The following is a 19,021-nucleotide window of genomic DNA, read 5'->3' as shown; positions in this document are numbered from 1 at the left end:
GATCAATACTTGCGTAAGAACACTTCATCGATCAAATGGTGCTTGGTTTTATGAAGAATTATATCGGCTCTGCTGCGTGTAGGCAAGATATACTCGTGTAAATTCTTTAAATTCACATTTTTCCATACTTCTTTTGCCATTTTGATCGCTTCTTTCCGGTCACCGATGGCATATTGGTAATAATAATTGCTCGGATCTTGGAAAGCTGTGTCCAACAACGACTCGAAGCGTTCTAGGTACCATTTTTCGATTAGTTCAGGTTGTGCGTCCACAAAAATCGAGAAATCAAAGAAATCACTGATATAGATTTGTTGATTAGCAGGCAATTGCAACGTGTTGATCCCTTCCACGATCAAAATATCTGGTTGGCTGATCATTTCGTAGGCATCGGGGACGATATTGTAGACTTCATGTGAATACATAGGAATCTTGATATCTGGTTCGCCAGACTTTACAGCATTCAAGAAATTGATCAAAGCTTCCATATCATAACTCTCAGGGAAGCCTTTACGGTCTAAGCTGCCACGTGCTTCCAATACTTCATTCGGGTATAAGAATCCGTCAGTGGTGATCAGCTGGACATTGCGTCTAGGGAAGAGGCGTCCTAATAAGTTTTGGACCAATCGCGCGGTGGTGCTTTTGCCCACGGCGACACTTCCAGCAATGCCGATGATAAACGGCGGCATTTTGACATAACGGTGCAAGAAAAGTCCTTTGCTGAGGGTCAATGATTCGAATTCTTTCATATACAAATGGATCAAATGACAGAGTGGCACATACACATCTTCTACATCTTGAACGGAGATCCGGTCGTTCAAACTTTTGATATTGTCTAATTCTTCTTGGGTAAATGGCATCATGCCGTTGGTATAAAAACCTTGCCATTGCTCACGAGGAATTTGGTAAAAATTCATAGTTTCTTGCATAATAGGCTCCTTCTTTACAGCACGGTTCAATGAAGTCAAACCGGTCATCGGCAATCGGCTGTCTTATTCAGGCGGCGGCTTGCTTCTGCTCGAAAATAGTTTACCATAGAAAAGACAGCTTCCACTAGAAAAGACCTAAAATCTCTGTTAAGATTGCAAAAAAGCAGCAATAGTTGTCTAGAAAGAAAGGAAATGACGATGAGTAATCATTATTATACAGAAAATCCCGATACAGCCCATCAATTTGAACAGTGGTCCTTTGAACTAAAGGGCAAAATGTTTCAGTTTGTGACAGACAGCGGGGTGTTTTCTCGGGATACAGTCGATTATGGTTCCCGTGTGTTGATCGATGCTTTTGAGTGGGCACAGTTACCAGAAGGGGCGTTGCTAGACGTTGGCTGCGGCTACGGTCCGGTCGGTTTGTCATTAGCGTATGCTAGCCAAAGACCTGTGGAGATGATCGATATCAACCAACGAGCGGTGGAGTTGGCTGTGGGAAACGCCCAACGAAACGGCATCGAACAAGTCGATATCCATCAATCGAATATCTATGAAACGTTGCACCAAAAAGCATATGCAGCGATCCTTAGCAATCCGCCGATCCGTGCGGGTAAAGATGTCGTACATGAAATTTTGACAGGGGCCTATCCGTTGCTGAAAATCGATGGGACGCTGACGATCGTGATCCAAAAGAAACAAGGCGCACCTAGTGCCCAAAAGAAAATGCAAGAAACCTTCGGGAATGCAGAGATCATCAAGAAGGACAAAGGCTATTACATCATTCAAAGTATCAAAGAGGCCTAGCCTCCTTGATACTTTTTTATCGTCGGCCACCCCGAAATTGCTGACATTTTAGTGTCAGCGAAAAAAGAAAGTATCGTCGGCTGAGAAAGGGTGCTATTTTTTTGGTTCAAAATTTGCTACACTTTAGGCAAGAGAGGTGAGAAGTATGAAAATGACCATCAAGCAGATTGCTGAAATGGCAGGTGTGTCTGTCACGACGGTGTCTCAGATCTTAAACAACAAAGGCAGCCGGTTTAGTGAAGAGACCCGCAAACGGGTATTAGATATTGTCAACAAATACCATTATAAGCCAGATTTTTTTGCTTCAAATCTAATCAACCGCCATTCCAAGACGATCGGTATGATCGTGCCTGATGTGACGGATTTCTTTTTTTCTAAAATCATTGAAGGGGCGGAAAGCTACTTTAATCCCCTAGGATACATGCTGGTGTTATGCAATTCTCGCCATAGCCAAGAAAAGGAGATCCAATATTTGAATGAGTTGTCTCATCGTTCAGTCGACGGGATTTTGTTGGCAACGCCACATTTACTGCCAGAAGAATATTCATTGAAAAGTGGCTTCTTTGCCGATCGTCCGATCATTCTTGTCGACCGTGGCATCAATCAGCGGGACAATGGCCGTTTGATCGTCAAGGAGTATGAAGGGGCCTATCAAGCGGTCAGTTATTTGATCAAGAATGGCCATCGCAATATTGGTATGCTGAAGGAAAGCACTGGCTACTATCAATTAGAAGAACGTTTCAACGGTTATCGTCATGCGTTAAAAGATCATCAGATTCCATTTAAGGGAAGATATGTAGAGAGTGAAGAACTGACCGTATCGGGCGGCTATGAAGCGACGAAAGCGTTGCTGAAGTATAAAGAAATCACCGCTTTTTTCTGTGGCAACGATGCGATGGCGATTGGTTGTTATCAAGCAATTTATGAAACAGGCAAAAAAGTACCAGAAGACATCTCAGTCATCGGTTTTGATGCGTTGAAGTTATCTGAATATATCACGCCGCCATTGACGACGGTGATGCAGCCAACGTTCGAGATTGGCTTTACCGCAGCCAAGTTTTTAGTCGATGCGATCGAGTTTCCAACGCGTCGTATTCCAAATAAGATTTTTGATACAAAATTAATTATTCGTGAGAGCGTGAAGACATTGACAAGCAAGGAATAATGCGGTATATTTCTTCTTGTAAGTGTTTTCATCGTTTTCTTGTATTCGGTAAACCGTTTTACTAAAGTGGTTTACCAGAGAGAAAATTATTGTATAATGTTAGAGGAAGCGAGGGTCATTTCGATGCGAATGGTGGATTTAATTGAAAAGAAACGTGACGGCAAGTCATTAACGAAGGAAGAAATTGACTACATTGTAACTGCGTATACTGAAGGAAGTATCCCAGATTATCAAATGAGCGCCTTGTTGATGGCTATTTACTATGTAGATATGACAGATGAGGAGATCACAAATTTGACGTTGGCGATGGCCAATTCTGGCGAAGTGATCGACCTTTCTTCGATAGAAGGAATCAAAGTAGACAAACATTCAACCGGTGGTGTGGGAGATACGACCACTTTGATCTTAGCGCCTTTAGTTGCAAGTGTTGGTGTACCAGTAGCAAAGATGTCTGGTCGCGGCTTAGGCTATACAGGTGGTACGTTAGACAAATTAGAAGCAATCCCAGGTTTTAAAATCGAAATTCCGGAAGAAGAATTTATTCGCTTAGTCAATGAAAGCAAAATGGCGGTCATTGGCCAATCCGGAGATCTGGCACCAGCAGATAAGAAATTGTATGCCTTGCGAGACGTGACAGCAACAGTCAGCTCGATTCCATTGATTGCGAGTTCGATCATGAGCAAGAAAATCGCGGCAGGTGCTGATGCGATCGTCTTAGATGTTACGACCGGTGACGGCGCCTTTATGAAAAATATTGATGATGCCAAACGTTTGGCCAAAACAATGGTCCGTATCGGCAAATTAGCCAATCGACAAACGATGGCAGTCATTTCAGACATGTCCCAACCGTTAGGTGAAGCAATCGGCAATAGTCTAGAAGTAGTGGAAGCCATCGAAACCTTACAAGGAAACGGACCGGAAGATTTAACTGAGATGTGCTATGTGTTAGGCAGTCAAATGGTCGTTTTGGCTAAGAAAGCTGACTCGATAGATGAAGCCCGTCAAATGTTGTCCGAAGCGCTCCATTCCGGCAAAGCATTGTCTAAGTTTCGAGAAATGATCGTTAATCAAGGGGGCGATGCCTCAGTGATCGACGAACCAAGCAACATTTTGACTGCGCAGTATGAAGTTGAACTGCCAGCCAAAACCAACGGCGTCGTAACGAAACTTGTGGCCAATGAATTAGGGATCGCAGCCATGATGTTAGGGGCTGGACGTAAAACAAAAGAAGAAGATATCGATCATGCAGTAGGGATCAAGCTCCACAAAAAAGTCGGGGAAGCAGTGTCTGAAGGAGAATCCCTTCTGACTATCTACAGCAATACCGAAGCCATTGATGAAGTCATTGCATTGATCGAAGCAAACATTGAAATTGGGGATGAAGGCGCTGAACCGCCAATGATCCACGACGTGATTACAGAATAAGGAGCGAATAAACCATGGAATTGAATCGAATGATCGACCACACAATACTAAAAGCGGACGCCAGCGAAGAGGATGTTTTGCGCATTATTGAAGAGGCGAAGACCTATCACTTCTACTCTGTTTGTATCAATCCAACTTGGGTTGCTTTTGCAGCAGAACAATTACAAGGCGAACCTACAGCTGTTTGTACAGTGATCGGCTTTCCTTTAGGTGCCAATACATCGGAAGTCAAAGCATACGAAACGACAGATGCCATCAATAATGGGGCAGATGAAGTCGATATGGTGATCAACATTGGTGCATTGAAATCGAAGCAATATAAGAAAGTCCAAGCAGATATCGAAGCTGTAGTTGCCGCAGCGAAGGACAAAGCGCTCGTCAAAGTCATCATCGAAACAGCTTTATTAGACAATGAAGAAATTGTCAAAGCTTGTGAATTAGCCAAAGCGGCGGGGGCAGATTTTGTCAAAACATCTACTGGTTTCTCAACGGGCGGCGCAGTGATCGAAGATGTACGCTTGATGCGTGAAACAGTCGGCCCTGAAATGGGTGTCAAAGCTTCGGGCGGAATCCATAATGAAGCAGAAGCTACAGCAATGGTTGAAGCTGGTGCAAACCGTCTAGGAACAAGCGCAAGTGTGGCCATTGTCACAGGCTCAACTGGCGGCGGCTATTGATCAGCACTTTTTCTAAAAGAAAAATACGCAAAGAACGAGGATTATCATGACAACAGCGAAAAAAGAATGGATCGAAACAGCCGTAGCTGCTTTAGACAAAGCGTATGTGCCTTATTCTAAGTTTCCAGTAGGTGCTTGTTTGGTAGGGAAAAGCGGGACTGTTTATCAAGGAATCAATATCGAAAACGCATCTTTCGGGTTAACCAACTGTGCCGAACGGACTGCATTTTTTAAAGCTATTTCTGAGGGCGAAAAGGACTTTGATCATTTAGTTGTGGCTGGCCACACACCTGATCCAATCTCACCTTGCGGCGCTTGTCGCCAAGTGATGGTTGAGTTTTGTCAGCCAACGATGCCTGTTACCTTGGTCGGTGACAATGGTGTGACCAAAGAAACAACGGTTGGCGAGTTATTGCCATATTACTTTACCAATAAAGATTTATAAACCATGTTCATTCAGTCGATGCGGCTGTTGATAAAAAACTATATTTTAGGGGGCTTTACAGCAATGAAAAAAGCAAAATTATTTAGTTTAGGGATTGTTGCAGTAGCTGGTTTAACATTACTAGGTGCTTGCGGCAGCGGCAACTCAGGTTCAACTGATTCAACTGGCGGCAGTGCAGCAGAAGGATCAACTGATGCAGCACACAGTGTTGCGATCGTAACCGATATCGGTGGTGTGGATGACCGTTCATTCAACCAATCAGCTTGGGAAGGATTGGAAGCATGGGGTGAAGAACATAGTATCGCTCGTGGTGTTGGCGGTTATGACTATGTGCAATCAAATGAAGCGTCTGAATATACAACTAACGTAAGTGGCGCCGTTCAAAATGGTTTCAAAACAATCTTTGGTGTAGGGTATCTATTGAAAGATGCGATCTCAGCAGCAGCTGACCAAAACCCTGATACACAATTCGGGATCATTGATGATGTCATCGAAGGCAAAGACAATGTCGTTTCAGCAACGTTTAAAGACAACGAAGCAGCATACCTTGCAGGTTTTGCAGCTGCTTATACAACAAAAACAAACAAAGTCGGCTTCATCGGTGGTGAAGAAGGCGTCGTCATCGACCGTTTCCAAGCAGGTTTCGAAACTGGTGTGGCTGATGCGGCAGAAGCATTAGGCAAAGATATCGAAGTTGTAACTGAATATGCAGCATCATTCGGCGATCCTGCCAAAGGTAAAGCGTTAGCTGCTTCAATGTATCAAGGTGGCGCGGATGTGATCTTCCACGCTTCAGGCGGTACTGGTGCTGGTGTCTTCCAAGAAGCGAAAGCAATCAACGAACAATTGAGCGATGCGGATCTTGAAGACAAAAAAGTTTGGGTTATCGGTGTAGATAGCGATCAACAAGATGAAGGTGCATTTACTTCAGCTGATGGTACTGACGATAACTTCACATTGGCTTCAACATTAAAAGGTGTTGGCGCAGCAGTACAAGATATCTCAACACGTGCATTAGAAGATAACTTTCCTGGCGGCGAACATATCGTTTACGGCTTGAAAGATGGCGGCGTGGACATTACTGAAGGTTACCTTTCAGACGATGCCAAAGCAGCAATCGAAACAGCAAAACAAGATGTGATCGACGGTAAAGTGGAAGTTCCAGAAACACCAGAAGACTAATCCTTGTCATTCTGTGATGGTTTTGCCCCATTCATGGGGCAAAATCATTCTTTGATAGATGTTTACTGTATTGATGAAAGCTTTAGGTTTTCATGAGGATAGTAATCTTCCAAAGCAATAGCCATTATTTTAGACCATAGATTGTCGATAGTATAGCGAATGAGAAAGTAAGGATGTGAGAAATTTGGCTGAGGAAAAATATGTTGTAGAAATGCGTCATATCACCAAAGAGTTTGGCACATTCAAAGCCAATGACGATGTCAACTTGCAAGTAAGACCAGGAGAGATCCATGCACTGCTTGGGGAAAATGGAGCGGGCAAGTCAACCTTAATGAACATGTTGTCAGGGTTATTGGAACCAACCTCTGGCGAAATCTGGATGAATGGGCAAAAAGTAGCCGTTACCAGTCCGACTGCTGCCAATAAATTAGGGATCGGGATGGTCCATCAGCATTTCATGCTGGTCGATGCCTTCACTGTGACTGAAAACATCATCTTGGGCAGCGAACCCAATCGCCTTGGCTTTATAGACCGCAAAAAGGCGCGGACGGAAATCAAGAAAGTATCCGAACAATATGGCCTTTCAGTTGATCCAGATGCCTATGTCAGAGATATCTCTGTTGGTATGGAGCAACGGGTCGAAATTTTAAAAACCTTGTATCGTGGTGCGGATGTGTTGATCTTCGATGAACCAACGGCTGTACTGACACCGCAAGAAATCGAAGAGTTGATCACGATCATGCGGGGTCTTGTACGAGAAGGCAAATCGATTATTTTGATCACCCATAAATTAGATGAGATCAAAGCCGTAGCGGATCGTTGTACCGTCATTCGACGTGGAAAATGTATCGGTACCGTCAACGTAAAAGATGTCAATTCACAACAATTGGCAGATATGATGGTTGGTCGTTCTGTTTCTTTCAAGACACCGAAAAAAGCAGCGACACCAAAAGAAGTAGTGCTATCGGTTGAAAACTTGGTGGTCAAGGAAAATCGCGGTATCGAAGCTGTGAAGAACTTGAGTTTAGAAGTACGGGCCGGTGAAGTTTTGGGCATTGCTGGGATCGATGGCAATGGGCAATCGGAATTGCTTCAAGCTATTACAGGACTAAGAAAAGCGGAAAGCGGCAAAGTGTTATTGAATGGAGATGACATTACCAACTTCAAGCCACGTAAAGTAACGGAAGCTGGCGTAGGGCATGTGCCAGAAGATCGCCATAAATATGGCTTGGTCTTAGATATGATGCTATCTGAAAATATCGCCTTGCAAACGTATTACCAAAAACCGTTGAGTAATTACGGCGTGCTCGATTATGGCGAGATCAATGAATTTGCTCGAGACTTGATTCAAGAATTTGACGTGCGGACGGTCAATGAAATCGTTCCTGCAAAGGCATTATCAGGCGGAAATCAACAAAAAGCGATCATTGCGAGAGAAATCAGCCGGGATCCAGATCTGTTGATCGTGGCCAATCCAACTCGTGGATTGGACGTTGGGGCGATCGAGTTTATCCACAAACGCTTGATTGAACAGCGTGATAAACTAAAAGCTGTCTTGCTTATCAGCTTTGAACTAGATGAGATTTTGAATGTATCAGACCGAATTGCTGTAATCCATGCTGGTGAGATCGTCGGTGTTGTTGATCCGAAAGAAACATCAGAGAAAGAATTGGGCTTGTTGATGGCTGGCTATTCATTAGAAGAAGCTAGACGCGAGTTGCAGATGGAGGAAGTAGGTGGTTCTGTTGAATAATCGCAAGACACAATTACGTAATATTCTAGTACCGATCATTGCGGTACTCCTTGGGTTTATTCTAGGCGGCATTATCATGGCTGCCTTTGGGTACAGTCCAATTTTGGGCTATCAGCAAATGTTTAAAACCGTGTTTGTCAATGCGCAAACTGGCGGCATCAATGCCCGCAATATCGGTGAGATTTTTGTAACGGCTGGGCCGTTGATTTTCACAGCACTAGGCTTTGCTGTAGCAAATTCAGCTGGGTTCTTCAATATCGGGCTTTCTGGTCAAGCGTTAGCTGGCTGGGTCGCAAGTATTTGGGTTGCTTTGGCCATGCCAGATGCACCAAGACTCGTTGTCTTGCCTTTGGCAATCATTGTTGGTGCGTTATGCGGCGCCATTGCTGCGGCTATTCCGGGATTCTTACGGGCCTTCTTTGGTACGAGTGAAGTGATCGTAACCATCATGATGAACTATATTTTATTGTATACTGGGAATCATTTGGTGAACAATGTGATGAATGAATCCATGATCACTACGAAAGGTGTTACCAAAATGATTGGTGACAATGCCTCCTTACAAACACCTTTCTTGGCAAATTTGACCAATAACTCTCGCTTGAACTTAGGGATTTTCTTGGCATTGATTTTCTTGGTTTTGGTATGGTTCTTAATGAAGAAAACGACGCTAGGTTATGAAATCCGTGCAGTTGGGATGAATCCAACCGCATCTGAATATGCTGGGATGAGCAGTAAACGGACGATCATTATTTCAATGATCATTTCGGGTACCTTGGCTGGTCTTGGTGGTGTCGTTCAAGGGTTAGGTACCTTCGAAAACTTCTTTGTTCAAGGTTCTTCTTTGAGTATCGGGTTTGACGGCATGGCAGTATCGTTACTTGGTAGCGGCTCGTCTGTAGGTATTTTATTGTCGGCGCTCCTGTTCAGTATTTTGAAACTAGGTGGGCAAGGTATGCAGTTTGCAGGAATTCCATCTGAATTGGTGGACGTGAATATTGCCATCATTATTTTCTTTGTTGCCATTAGCTTCGTGATTCGCTTCTTGTTAGCGAAAATCTTCGACGGCAAGAAAGAAGCAGCGATCGTACAAGAGATTGAAGCAAAACCAAACAATCAAGATCAGGAAGGGGGGACCATCTAATGAATATTAGTTTAATTTCTTCCATCGTTACACAAACATTGATTTATGCATCTCCTTTGATTCTGACCGCACTAGGCGGAGTCTTCTCTGAAAGAAGTGGGATCGTGAACGTTGGGCTTGAAGGAATCATGGTGATGGGTGCCTTCAGTTCGATTGTTTTCAATCTTGAGTTTGCGTCACAGTTTGGGGCATGGACACCATGGTTGGGTATGCTCGTCGGCGGTTTGGTCGGAATGGTCTTCTCACTGCTTCATGCAGTGGCAACGATCAATTTTCGGGCGGACCATATTATCAGTGGTACAGTGATGAATCTGATGGCGCCAGCATTGGCTGTCTTCTTGGTCAAAGCGATTTATAACAAAGGCCAAACGGATAACATCCAACGTACATTGGGCTACTTCAACTTTCCAGTTTTGAAAGATATTCCAATCATTGGCCCAATCTTCTTTAACCAAACATTTTTGCCAGCTTATTTTGCCATCTTGATCTCGATCATTGCGTGGTTCGTTATTTTTAAAACACGCTTTGGGTTGCGGCTGCGCTCTGTCGGAGAACACCCGCAAGCGGCAGATACTTTGGGTATCAATGTGTATGTGATGCGCTATTCAGGTGTATTGATTTCCGGTTTTCTTGGCGGTATGGGTGGCGCATTGTTTGCCCAATCAATTTCTGGACGTTTTGCAGTCACGACAATTGCTGGTCAAGGTTTCATCTCGATGGCGGCCATGATCTTTGGTAAATGGAATCCACTAGGTGCGATGGGTGCGGCGATTTTCTTTGGTTTCGCGCAAAACATCAGTATCGTTGGTGGACAGTTGCCAGTAATTTCTTCTATCCCAGCAGTTTATCTGCAAGCGGCACCGTATGCATTGACGATCATCGTTTTGGTTCTTTTCCTTGGAAAAGCAGCTGGTCCGAAAGCAAATGGGAAGAATTACATTAAATCTAAATAATTTTCAGTATGAAAGGGTGGGGCAATGGGACATGAATGTGTTGCTATGTCCTGCCCTTTTTCTATGTTGTTGTAGACATCGGTACCATTCAAAGAATAAGCAATTCAGCATTTTTTGCTTGAATTTAGTATGATAATAAGGAAAACATTAAAAGAAAGTAGGGAATAGGTATGTTTAAACGAATACACTTGATTGTCATGGACTCAGTCGGAATCGGAGAAGCACCGGATGCTGCGGATTTTGGTGATACTGGGTCAGATACGTTGGGGCACATTGCGAAAGAAGCAGGATTGACGATTCCCCATTTAGAACAACTTGGATTGGGCACGATCCGACCGTTGGAGGGTGTCAAACATGTGGCAGATCATCAAGGATATGCGACAAAATTAGAAGAAATCTCTGTTGGGAAGGATACCATGACTGGACATTGGGAAATCATGGGGCTGAATATCCAAAAGCCTTTCCGTGTTTTTCCAGAAGGATTCCCAGATGCGTTATTAAAACAAATCGAAGAATTTTCTGGCCGTAAAGTGGTGTGTAACTTGCCTTACTCTGGTACTGCAGTCATTGATGATTTTGGTGAACATCAAATGAAGACGGGTGATTTGATTGTCTATACGTCAGCAGATCCAGTGCTGCAAATTGCAGCCCACGAAGAGATTATTCCTTTAGAAGAACTCTACCGCATCTGTCAATATGTCCGGGATATCACCAAAGATGAACCATATATGATTGGACGAATCATCGCCCGTCCATATCTAGGAGAGCCTGGTAACTTCACACGGACCAGCAACCGTCATGATTATGCATTGGATCCTTTTGGCAATACGGTTTTAGATTCATTGAAAGATGCCGGTAAAGCTGTCATTGCTGTTGGGAAAATCAATGATATCTTCAATGGACAAGGGATAACTGATTCTGTTCGGACGAAGAGTAATATGGATGGTGTTGACCAACTGCTAAATGTGATGAAACAAGACTTTACTGGTTTGAGTTTCACCAACTTGGTTGATTTCGATGCTTTATATGGCCATCGTCGTGATGTTGTTGGTTATGCCCATGCCATTGAAGACTTTGACTTGCGCATTCCAGAAATCTTGGATGCAATGGGGGAAGATGACTTGCTCTTGATTACAGCGGATCATGGAAATGACCCCACTTTCCCAGGAACAGACCACACAAGAGAATATGTCCCATTGTTGGCTTATAGCAAGCAATTCAAGAATCAAGGGGCTTTGCCGCAAGGTCATTATGCAGATATTTCTGCAACGATCGCCGAAAACTTCGGGGTTCAAGCAACAGAAAATGGCGAAAGCTTTTTAAATCATTTAAATTAGAGGTGAAGATATGACAACATTGCAAGAAAAATTACAAGAAACAACCACATTTATTAAGGACAGCGGGGTCGGCGAAGTTGAGTTTGGCTTGATTTTGGGTTCAGGACTGGGCGAATTAGCAGATGAGATCGACAACCCAATCATCTTGCCTTACAACGATATCCCACATTTCCCAGTATCGACAGTAGTGGGTCATGCCGGACAATTGGTGTATGGTACATTGGCGGGCAAGAAAGTCTTGGCGATGCAAGGACGCTTCCATTACTATGAAGGTCATTCTATGCAAACTGTGACATATCCAGTCCGTGTGATGGCTGCACTACATGCCCATTCCCTCGTTGTGACCAATGCCTGTGGTGGGGTCAATGAATCCTTCCAACCGGGAGACTTAATGTTGATCACCGATCAAATCAACTTCATGGGTGCCAATCCATTAATTGGGACAAACGATGAAGTCATGGGCCCGCGTTTCCCAGATATGAGTCAAGCGTATCATGTTGATTACCGCAATGCTGCCAAAGAAGTTGGCGCAGCGAAAGGATTACACCTAAAAGAAGGCGTCTATATGGGCTTCTCGGGTCCAACATATGAAACGCCTGCAGAGATTCGTTTTGCTCGGACGATCGGTGCAGATGCGGTAGGGATGTCGACAGTCCCTGAAGTGATCGTGGCTGTTCATAGTGGGTTGAAAGTGCTAGGTGTTTCTTGTATTACGAATCTTGCGGCGGGCATGCAAGCCAGCCTAAACCATGAAGAAGTCGTGGAAACCACTGAACGTGTCAAAGCTGAATTTAAAGCGCTGATCAAAGAAACGCTAGCTGTTTTATAAAGAAGTGAAAGTGAAGGAGAGAAAAAAATGAGTGTTCATATCGAAGCCAAAGCTGGTGAGATTGCAGATAAAATCTTATTGCCAGGCGACCCGTTGCGGGCAAAATATATTGCGGAGACTTTTTTGGAAGACCCGGTTTGTTATAACAATGTTCGAGGAATGTTAGGCTATACAGGTACCTACAAAGGAGAGCGGGTTTCTGTACAGGGAACAGGTATGGGGATGCCGTCTGCTACCATTTATGCCCATGAACTGATCAACTCATATGGTGTCAAAAAACTGATTCGTGTCGGCACGTGCGGGGCAATCTCAAAAGATGTCCACGTCAGAGATTTGGTGATTGCCCAGGCGGCAGCAACAAGTTCATCTATGGTAGCGAAAAACTTCCAAAGTTTCCATTTCCCACCAATCGCTGATTTTGATCTATTGCGTAAAGCATATGAAACAGCAACGGCGTCTGGTTTTACTACCCATGTGGGGAATATCTTATCCGAAGATACATTCTACAAAGATGATATGACTGAAACGCTGCAACTTGCAGAGTTAGGTGTAATGGGTGTTGAGATGGAGGCAGCTGCTTTGTATTACTTAGGTGCCAAATTCCACGTTCAAACCTTAGCGATTTGTACGGTGAGCGACCATATCATCACCGGAGAAGAAACGACCGCTGAAGAGCGCCAAACAACATTTAACGATATGATCAGAGTCGGCTTAGAAACAGCGATTGGCTAATCTATCTTTCTGAAAACCTGCCTATGAGGGCAGGTTTTTTTGGTTGGTCAAAGTTGCACTTTCAACAAAAAGTGGTTTAATAGAGATGAATGCAAAGGAGATGACAAAATGAACAATTTTACGCTTCATGTCAGTACAGATATCCGTTTTGGCAAAGAACGGTTAGGTGAGCTGCCAGATGTTTTGAATACTTTTGGGAAAAATGTGCTATTGGTGTATGGGGGAGGAAGTATCAAAAAGAATGGTCTTTATGATACGATCATGGCACAATTGACGGCCAATCATAACAAAGTAACTGAATTATCTGGAGTAGATCCAAATCCTAGAATCGAAACCGTGGGTGAAGGCGCGCAACTATGCCGAGACAATCACATTGATGTGATTCTGGCTGTCGGTGGCGGATCGGTCATCGATTGCAGCAAAGTGATCGCTGGGGCAGCATGCAGTGAGTTGGCACCTTGGGATCTTGTATTGAATCGCAGTTATCAAGGACCAGCAATTCCATTAGTGACGATTTTGACGCTGGCTGCTACAGGAAGTGAGATGAACCGGGGCGCGGTCATTTCTAATTTAACAACCAAACAAAAGCTTGGTGTTCATGGCCCGCATTTTTTACCACAAGTATCTTTCTTAGACCCAACGACAACGTTCAGTGTCAGTCGCTACCAAACGGCTGCAGGTTCAGCGGATATCATGAGTCATTTGATTGAGAATTACTTTAGTGCGACACCGCAGACCGATGTGCAAGATGGGGTGGCAGAAGGCTTACTGAAAGCTGTTATCAAGAATTTGCCTATTGCTTTAGACACACCAGATGACTATGATGCACGGGCCAATTTGATGTGGGCAAGTACGTTGGCTTTAAATGGATTGACGGGCAGTGGCAAAGGCGGTGCATGGTCTTGTCATCCAATGGAACATGAATTGAGTGCTTTTTATGATATTACCCACGGGGTTGGCTTGGCTATTTTGACACCACGCTGGATGCTGCATGTCTTAAATGAAGAAACAGCACCTAAATTGGCGCGTTTTGCCCGAGAGGTCTTTGATGTACAAGAGTCAGTCCCAGAAATGGCTGCACGGATGGGCATCCAAAAACTTTATGACTTTTTTGCTTCTTGCGGTATACCGATGACATTGCCAGAAGTAGGGATCAAAGATGATCAACACTTTGAGGAAATGGCCAAACAAGCAGTTGCCTTTAGTTCAATTAGTAAACAGGCGTATGTGCCGCTATCTGTTGACGATGTTATCGCCATTTATCAGGATGCGCAAACACCATCAAATTATCTATAAAAAAAACGCCATTCCGCAAGGATGGCGTTTTTACTATTTGTCTGTATAAGATAAACGGTCAAGCAATGCTTGGGTGATCAGTTGATGGCCTGCGGTTGTCGGATGAACACCATCTTCACCTGTCAAAGCTTGTGGTCCTTGTGCAACGGCTGCTTCAGCAAACATACCGTCCAGAGGCACCAATTGACACGCAAATTCTGCTGCTAGTTGTCGGATGCAGTGGATCTTTGGGTCTAAATCCACACGCCATGACGTGCGATCAACTGGATAGGGAAGCAGAAAAGGTTCTAATAATAAGATGCGGGTCATCCCGTTTGCAGTGACTTTTGTCAGTATCTGTCTGACGGTTTCCTCGAATCGATGTCCACGATCAGCAAAACCAAAATCTGCTGCGCCGACATGATGCCAGGTATCATTGATGCCAATCAAAAAGACCAAAATATCAGGTTTCAAATCAAGACAATCTTCTTGTAATCGTGCCAAAACATCATGGGATTGGTTGCCGCCGATGCCGCGATTATAAAAAGTGAAGTCGCCGTCTGGATACATATGATTGAGTTGATCAGCAGTCATGTGCGCAAAGCCATGACCTAAGTCGTATGGGTCTTGGCGGTTTCGGTCGCAATCGGTGATGCTATCTCCTAAAAATAACCAGGTGTCTTTTTGGTAAAATTCCATAGAATCTCCTTTTTTATACGCTTTCAATCTGGTGTTTATTATAGAGGAATCAGGGGAGAAAAGAAACTAAAAAAAACTGTTTCACTAAGAAAGTGAAACAGTCGTGATGGAAATATTATAAATAGTATTTTTTCGCAACTGTTAAATCATCGTTCAATTCATAAACAAGTGGTTGACCAGTTGGGATCTCAAGATCCATGATGTCTTCATCAGAAATGCCTTCGATATGTTTTGCTAAGGCACGTAATGAGTTGCCGTGTGCAGCGACTAAAACAGTTTTATCATCTTTCAAAGCAGGCGCGATTTCGTCTTGCCAGAAAGGTAAAGCACGTTCTAATGTGACTTTCAAGTTTTCACCGCCAGGTACGTCACGAGGATCAAGTGTTGCATAACGACGATCGTTTGCAGCAGAACCTTCGTCAGTTGCTTCCATCAATGGAGGCAATACATCGTATGAACGACGCCAAATGTGGACTTGTTCATCTCCGTATTTTTCAGCAGTTTCTTGTTTATTTAAACCTTGTAATTTACCATAATGACGTTCGTTCAAGCGCCAAGATTTGATTGTTGGTACCCAAAGTTGATCAGAATATTCTAGAATATAGTTACAAGTTTTGATGGCACGAGTTAATACTGATGTGTAAGCTACATCGAATTCGATGCCAGCTTCTTTGATTTTACGTCCGCCTTCGATTGCTTCTTCGACACCTTCTGGCGCTAGATCAACATCAGCCCAACCGGTAAACTGGTTTAATTTGTTCCATTCGCTTAGTCCATGACGAGAAAATACTAATTTTGGCATGTAAAACTCTCCTTTAGATAGTCGATATTTTTCTGAAATTTTCAATTCCCTGTTTATTGTACACTCTTTCTCAAAGAATTTCCATGATTTTAGCGGAAAACCTAACTGAAAATCCTTAAGTAAACAAAAAATAAAAAAAGAGGCTGCAGGGGAGGCGCCTCTGTGATATCAAGATAATAATTTTTGCCATTCGTCTTCTGGTAGTTTTATGTACTTATAACATGTACCTACAGAAACATTGCATTTTGTCGAAATAAATTGGATCGTTTCTTTTTTCTCATAATATAAATGGCGAATTTTTTTGACTGTCTTGGGATCGATTTTTGGGCGTCCACCGATCTTGCCTTTTTTGCGGGCGTTGTTCAAGCCAACCAATGTCCGTTCTTTAATCAACGACCGTTCCATGACCGCAAGCCCTTCCATTAAATTGAAATAAATAGAGCCCATCGATTGGCTAGTATCGATGCCTTCTTGCAATGACACAAGGTGTATCTGCTTATTCTTCAATAATTCAGTTAATTCAGTCAATTGTCTGGTGGTTTTACCGATACGGTGCAGCTCAGTAACCACAAGCATATCACCAGGCTGCATGCGGGCAACTACTGATTCTAACGTATGGCGTTCATCATCTTCGATTGAATAAGTATCATGATAAAATTCATGGCAACCGAATTGTTTGAGCTTGTTTAATTGTTCACTTGTATGATCATCCGTAATCGTCGTGCGGGCGTAGCCAATGACTTTCATAGTTCCTCCTGCCTCTCTTTTTTATTTGAATATAGCACAAACCACATGAAAACGATAGGTCAATTTGCACAAAAAATAAAACATAAGGTTTTTTTTGAATAAAAAAGGGGTTTTCACCCATTTTTATTCACGTACATGATTTGTTGCCGGTCCTGCGGGTTGGCCAATAATAATTGTATGGACAGTATTCAAAAACAACCCATGTTCCACCACGCCCACTGTCTTGTCCAAATCAGCAGCCAAAGTCACTGGATCTGCGATCGTTTGCAAGTGAAGGTCAATGATATAGTTGTGGCAATCAGTCTTGATTGGTGCGCCGTCTTCATTGACACGGAGTACAGGGTGGTAGCCTTTCTTTTCAAAAAGATGCAGAACCTGTTGGCTGCCGTAAGGAATAACTTCCACCGGTAGTGGGAAAGCACCTAGGGTATCGACCATTTTTGATTCATCAACGATCCACAGGATCTTCTTTGAATATGTGGCAACGATTTTTTCGAATAGCAAAGCAGCACCGCCGCCTTTGATTCCGTGAAAGTCACTGCTGATCTCATCGGCACCGTCAATCGTCAAATCAACCGCGTCTACTTCATCGATCGTACGTACCGGAATACCTAATGATTCTGCTTGTTTTTTTGACGCAAAAGAAGTAGGTACGCCAATGATCGATAAATTTTCTTCTTTTACACGTCGGCCTAATTCTTCAATCATATAGTAAGCTGTAGAACCAGTCCCTAATCCGACGACCATGCCATCTTTCACATGACCCGCCGCTTCGATTCCGACCATTTCTTTTAAGTTCATCTATTCCCCGCCTTTAAAAAAATTCATTTACTGCTTTCTATTATAATAGAAGATGGGTGAAAAAGGAGGACAGAATAGAAATAATTTTTTGTTGGATCATTTCAAGAAAACTTAAAAAGAAGCACCGGCAAAAGGTTGACATCACTGTTGAAGCATGGTATTCTATCAAAGGTGCTTTATCTACAGGTCTCTCGTTGGAGACGTGCTGACTGTCTATCAAAGCATAGTTTGATACGAATGCAGGAACTGCATTATTTTTTATCGCAAAAAAAGAACCACCTGGATGTGTGGGACTATAAAGCGAATCAAGGAAGGAGGACAACTAGGGATGCCTACAATTAATCAATTAGTACGTAAACCTCGTAAATCCAAGGTTGAAAAATCAAATTCACCAGCATTGAACAAAGGATATAACAGTTTCAAGAAAGCTCAAACGAATGTTAACTCACCTCAAAAGCGTGGGGTAGCAACTCGTGTGGGAACAATGACACCGAAAAAACCGAACTCGGCTCTACGTAAATATGCGCGTGTTCGTTTGTCAAACTTGATTGAAGTGACAGCTTATATTCCAGGTATTGGTCATAACTTACAAGAACATAGCGTGGTATTGCTACGTGGTGGACGTGTAAAAGACTTACCAGGGGTACGTTACCATATCGTTCGTGGTGCATTGGATACAGCCGGCGTTAACGACCGTAAACAATCTCGTTCTAAATATGGAACAAAACGTCCTAAAGCTTAATCTTTAAAACAAACCGATCAAATGAATCGTATTTAAATCAGAACTGATATTTCGGAAGGAGGAGTTACGGATGCCTCGTAAAGGTCCTGTTGCAAAACGTGATGTTTTACCAGATCCTATTTATAACTCAAAATTAGTAACTCGTTTGATCAACCGTGTAATGGTTGATGGTAAACGCGGTGTTGCTGCAAATATTATCTATAATGCTTTTGGCATTATCAAAGAATCTACAGGTAATGATCCATTGGAAGTTTTCGAACAAGCAATGAAAAACATTATGCCTGTATTGGAAGTTAAAGCACGTCGTGTCGGCGGTTCTAACTACCAAGTCCCTGTAGAAGTACGTCCAGAACGTCGTACGACTTTAGGTCTTCGTTGGGTGGTTAACTACGCGCGTTTGCGTGGCGAACACACAATGGAAGAACGTTTAGCGAAAGAAATCATGGATGCAGCGAACAACACTGGTGCTTCTGTGAAAAAACGCGAAGACACACACAAAATGGCGGAAGCCAACCGCGCATTTGCTCACTATCGTTGGTAAGATCCTCACTGCTTTTTATTTGAAGGTACTGAGATACGACCT

The 19,021-nt window shown here is 43.3% G+C and carries 20 protein-coding genes; 15 read left to right on the top strand and 5 right to left on the bottom strand.

Translation table 11 applies throughout. The features are described 5' to 3' along the window. Nucleotides 1-2 precede the first annotated feature (2 nt). The gene (gene coaA / locus ACYVRS_RS11785; RefSeq protein WP_313537677.1) at nt 3-926 is read right to left on the bottom strand and encodes a type I pantothenate kinase; all 924 of its coding nucleotides are present in this window, start codon (nt 924-926) and stop codon (nt 3-5) included. Between the two features lie 198 nt (nt 927-1,124). Here coaA and ACYVRS_RS11780 point away from each other — a divergent pair, with 198 nt between their 5' ends. The 13 genes from ACYVRS_RS11780 (at nt 1,125) to ACYVRS_RS11720 (ending at nt 14,668) form a co-directional block, all read left to right on the top strand. Next, nucleotides 1,125-1,730 carry a class I SAM-dependent methyltransferase gene (locus ACYVRS_RS11780; RefSeq protein WP_313537695.1) on the top strand — a complete coding sequence of 202 codons (606 nt, stop codon included), beginning with the start codon at nt 1,125-1,127 and terminating at the stop codon, nt 1,728-1,730. A gap of 145 nt (nt 1,731-1,875) precedes the next feature. After that, entirely contained in the window at nt 1,876-2,895 is a 1,020-nt protein-coding gene (locus ACYVRS_RS11775) for a LacI family DNA-binding transcriptional regulator (RefSeq protein ID WP_054115675.1), read from the top strand. A gap of 123 nt (nt 2,896-3,018) precedes the next feature. After that, nucleotides 3,019-4,320, top strand: a complete 1,302-nt coding sequence (locus tag ACYVRS_RS11770; RefSeq protein WP_461203396.1) for a pyrimidine-nucleoside phosphorylase — start codon at nt 3,019-3,021, stop codon at nt 4,318-4,320. Nucleotides 4,321-4,334: 14 nt separating this feature from the next. Continuing rightward, the gene (deoC, locus tag ACYVRS_RS11765) at nt 4,335-4,997 is read left to right on the top strand and encodes a deoxyribose-phosphate aldolase (RefSeq protein ID WP_313537674.1); all 663 of its coding nucleotides are present in this window, start codon (nt 4,335-4,337) and stop codon (nt 4,995-4,997) included. Nucleotides 4,998-5,043: 46 nt separating this feature from the next. Beyond that, complete coding sequence (locus tag ACYVRS_RS11760) at nt 5,044-5,442, top strand: cytidine deaminase (RefSeq protein ID WP_054115678.1); 399 nt, start codon at nt 5,044-5,046, stop codon at nt 5,440-5,442. 63 nt (nt 5,443-5,505) lie between these two features. Next, the gene (locus tag ACYVRS_RS11755) at nt 5,506-6,624 is read left to right on the top strand and encodes a BMP family lipoprotein (protein WP_312499449.1); all 1,119 of its coding nucleotides are present in this window, start codon (nt 5,506-5,508) and stop codon (nt 6,622-6,624) included. Between the two features lie 211 nt (nt 6,625-6,835). Beyond that, nucleotides 6,836-8,377 (top strand): ABC transporter ATP-binding protein, encoded by a 1,542-nt coding sequence (locus tag ACYVRS_RS11750; protein ID WP_396170035.1) that lies wholly within the window; start codon nt 6,836-6,838, stop codon nt 8,375-8,377. Further along, nucleotides 8,370-9,521: an ABC transporter permease gene (locus tag ACYVRS_RS11745; RefSeq protein ID WP_313537691.1), complete on the top strand. Its 1,152-nt coding sequence runs from the start codon at nt 8,370-8,372 to the stop codon at nt 9,519-9,521. The genes ACYVRS_RS11750 and ACYVRS_RS11745 overlap by 8 nt, the downstream gene beginning before the upstream one ends. Beyond that, the gene (locus ACYVRS_RS11740; RefSeq protein ID WP_054115681.1) at nt 9,521-10,474 is read left to right on the top strand and encodes an ABC transporter permease; all 954 of its coding nucleotides are present in this window, start codon (nt 9,521-9,523) and stop codon (nt 10,472-10,474) included. The genes ACYVRS_RS11745 and ACYVRS_RS11740 overlap by 1 nt, the downstream gene beginning before the upstream one ends. Before the next feature lie 170 nt (nt 10,475-10,644). Beyond that, nucleotides 10,645-11,811: a phosphopentomutase gene (deoB, locus tag ACYVRS_RS11735; RefSeq protein WP_054115682.1), complete on the top strand. Its 1,167-nt coding sequence runs from the start codon at nt 10,645-10,647 to the stop codon at nt 11,809-11,811. Nucleotides 11,812-11,821: 10 nt separating this feature from the next. After that, nucleotides 11,822-12,640, top strand: coding sequence for a purine-nucleoside phosphorylase (locus tag ACYVRS_RS11730; RefSeq protein WP_312499443.1), 819 nt, complete (start codon nt 11,822-11,824; stop codon nt 12,638-12,640). 27 nt (nt 12,641-12,667) lie between these two features. Beyond that, complete coding sequence (gene deoD / locus ACYVRS_RS11725) at nt 12,668-13,372, top strand: purine-nucleoside phosphorylase (RefSeq protein WP_312541995.1); 705 nt, start codon at nt 12,668-12,670, stop codon at nt 13,370-13,372. 108 nt (nt 13,373-13,480) lie between these two features. Then, a complete protein-coding gene (locus tag ACYVRS_RS11720) occupies nt 13,481-14,668 on the top strand; it encodes an iron-containing alcohol dehydrogenase (protein WP_313537664.1) in 1,188 nt (395 codons plus the stop codon). A 33-nt stretch (nt 14,669-14,701) separates the two neighbouring features. Here the strand turns inward: ACYVRS_RS11720 and ACYVRS_RS11715 are convergent, their stop codons facing one another. From ACYVRS_RS11715 to rpiA, 4 genes are all read right to left on the bottom strand, one after another. Then, on the bottom strand, nt 14,702-15,346 hold the full coding sequence (locus ACYVRS_RS11715) for an SGNH/GDSL hydrolase family protein (RefSeq protein ID WP_313537661.1): 645 nt from the start codon (nt 15,344-15,346) through the stop codon (nt 14,702-14,704). Between the two features lie 115 nt (nt 15,347-15,461). Further along, nucleotides 15,462-16,148, bottom strand: a complete 687-nt coding sequence (gene gpmA, locus ACYVRS_RS11710; RefSeq protein WP_054115687.1) for a 2,3-diphosphoglycerate-dependent phosphoglycerate mutase — start codon at nt 16,146-16,148, stop codon at nt 15,462-15,464. Between the two features lie 168 nt (nt 16,149-16,316). Then, nucleotides 16,317-16,895, bottom strand: coding sequence for a recombinase family protein (locus ACYVRS_RS11705; RefSeq protein WP_313537660.1), 579 nt, complete (start codon nt 16,893-16,895; stop codon nt 16,317-16,319). A gap of 123 nt (nt 16,896-17,018) precedes the next feature. After that, nucleotides 17,019-17,696 carry a ribose-5-phosphate isomerase RpiA gene (gene rpiA / locus ACYVRS_RS11700; RefSeq protein WP_461203395.1) on the bottom strand — a complete coding sequence of 226 codons (678 nt, stop codon included), beginning with the start codon at nt 17,694-17,696 and terminating at the stop codon, nt 17,019-17,021. A gap of 328 nt (nt 17,697-18,024) precedes the next feature. Between rpiA and rpsL the strand changes: the two genes are divergently transcribed. Both rpsL and rpsG read left to right on the top strand, forming a co-directional pair. Next, nucleotides 18,025-18,438, top strand: coding sequence for a 30S ribosomal protein S12 (rpsL, locus tag ACYVRS_RS11695; protein WP_003127956.1), 414 nt, complete (start codon nt 18,025-18,027; stop codon nt 18,436-18,438). A gap of 70 nt (nt 18,439-18,508) precedes the next feature. Next, nucleotides 18,509-18,979 carry a 30S ribosomal protein S7 gene (gene rpsG, locus ACYVRS_RS11690; RefSeq protein ID WP_003127957.1) on the top strand — a complete coding sequence of 157 codons (471 nt, stop codon included), beginning with the start codon at nt 18,509-18,511 and terminating at the stop codon, nt 18,977-18,979. The last annotated feature ends 42 nt before the right edge of the window (nt 18,980-19,021 follow it).

Source organism: Enterococcus salsurae, from assembly GCF_054784955.1.
This window is presented reverse-complemented; position numbering and strand designations above follow the sequence as displayed.